This window comes from Pseudogemmobacter sp. TB195 (assembly GCF_058313095.1).
The window spans coordinates 1-1,903 of the sequence record NZ_JBZEGG010000076.1 but is presented as its reverse complement, the minus strand read 5'-3'; the positions used below and the strand labels follow the sequence as shown (position 1 = coordinate 1,903).

Genomic DNA, 1,903 nt, shown 5'->3' with positions numbered 1-1,903 from the left:
TCGACGACGGTCGGGTCTGCGAGGGTTGAGGTATCGCCCAGGGCGGCAAAATCGTTTTCGGCGATTTTGCGCAGGATGCGGCGCATGATCTTGCCGGAACGGGTCTTGGGCAGACCCGGGGCGAACTGGATCAGGTCGGGCTTGGCGATCGGGCCGATCTCGGCGCGGACCCAGGCCTCCAGCTCGCGCTTAAGCTCGGGCGAGGGGGTGACGCCGTTCATCAGCGTGACATAGGCGTAGATGCCCTGGCCCTTGAGGTCATGCGGATAGCCGACAACTGCCGCTTCGGCGACCTTCTCATGCGCGACAAGGGCGGATTCCACCTCTGCCGTGCCCATCCGGTGGCCGGAGACGTTAATGACATCATCGACGCGGCCGGTAATCCAGTAATAGCCATCCGCATCGCGACGGCAGCCGTCGCCCGTAAAATAATACCCTTTATACTGGCTGAAATAAGCCTCTTCAAATCGCGCGTGATCGCCCCAGAGCGTGCGCATCTGCCCGGGCCAGCTGTCGCTGATGCACAGCACGCCCTCGCATTCGGTCTCGCTCAGCTCTGCCCCGGTCTGCGGGTCGAGAACCACCGGCTTCACCCCGAAGAACGGCACCGTCGCCGAGCCCGGCTTCGTCGCGGTGGCGCCCGGCAAAGGCGTCAGCATATGGCCGCCGGTCTCGGTCTGCCAGAAGGTGTCGACGATCGGGAGTTTCCCTTTTCCAACATATTTGTCGTACCAGGCCCAGGCTTCGGGGTTGATAGGTTCACCAACCGAACCAAGCAACTTCAGAGACGACAGATCGTGACGTTCGACAAATTCCGGCCCCATCCCCATCAGCGAACGGATCGCGGTCGGCGCGGTGTAGAACTGGTTGACCCGGTGTTTGGCGCAGACCTCCCAGAAACGGCCGGCATCGGGCCAGGTCGGCACGCCCTCGAACATCAGCGTGGTGCCGCCATTCGCCAGCGGCCCATAGACGATATAGCTGTGACCGGTGACCCAGCCGACATCGGCCGTGCACCAGTAAACATCGCGGTCATGATAATCGAAGGTATATTGATGCGTCATCGCGGCATAGGTCAGGTAGCCGCCCGATGTATGCACCACCCCTTTCGGCTTGCCGGTCGAGCCGGAGGTATAGAGGATGAACAAAGGATCCTCGGCACCGACCTCGACATAGGGGCAATAGGGTTTCGCCTCAGCCATCTCGGCCAGGAGATCGAAATCGCGACCCGAGACCCAGGAGGTCTGCTCGCCGGTGCGCTTCACCACCAGGCATTTCACCCGGTCCGAACAATGCAAAAGCGCCTTGTCGGTATTGTCCTTCAGCCCGGTCTTTCTGCCGGCGCGTGGCGCCCAGTCGGCGGTGATCACGAGCTTCGCCTCGGAATCATTGATCCGGTTCGCCAGGGCATCCGGGGAAAAGCCTCCGAAAACAACGGAATGCACCGCGCCGAGCCGGGCGCAGGCCAGCATCGCATAGGCCGCCTCGGGGATCATCGGCAGATAAAGCACGACGCGGTCGCCCTTTTTCACGCCATGCGATTTCAGCACATTGGCCATGCGCGAGACCTGCTCGAGCAGCGCGCGATAGGTGATATGTTTCGCCGGTTCCTTCGGATCATCCGGCTCCCAGATGATCGCGGTCTGCTCCGCCCGGTCGATCAGATGGCGGTCGATGCAATTCGCCGCCACATTCAGCGAGCCGTCGCCAAACCAGCGGATCGAGATATTCCCCGGCGCGAAACTGGTCTCTTTGACCGTGCTATAGGGCTGGATCCAGTCCAGACGGAGCCCCTCACGCGCCCAGAACGCATCAGGAGACCCAACCGATTCGCCATAAAGACGCGCGTAACCCGCCGCATCAACATGCGCGCCCGCCGAAAATTCCAATGATGGCGCGCGGC

At 62.0% G+C, this 1,903-nt stretch carries 1 protein-coding gene; it reads right to left on the bottom strand.

Annotated elements, in window-relative coordinates; translation table 11 throughout:
* On the bottom strand, nucleotides 1–1,889 hold a 1,889-nt coding region (acs, locus tag AC4FS3_RS28600; RefSeq protein WP_491023354.1), incomplete at its 3' end, for an acetate--CoA ligase.
* Nucleotides 1,890–1,903: the final 14 nt, after the last annotated feature.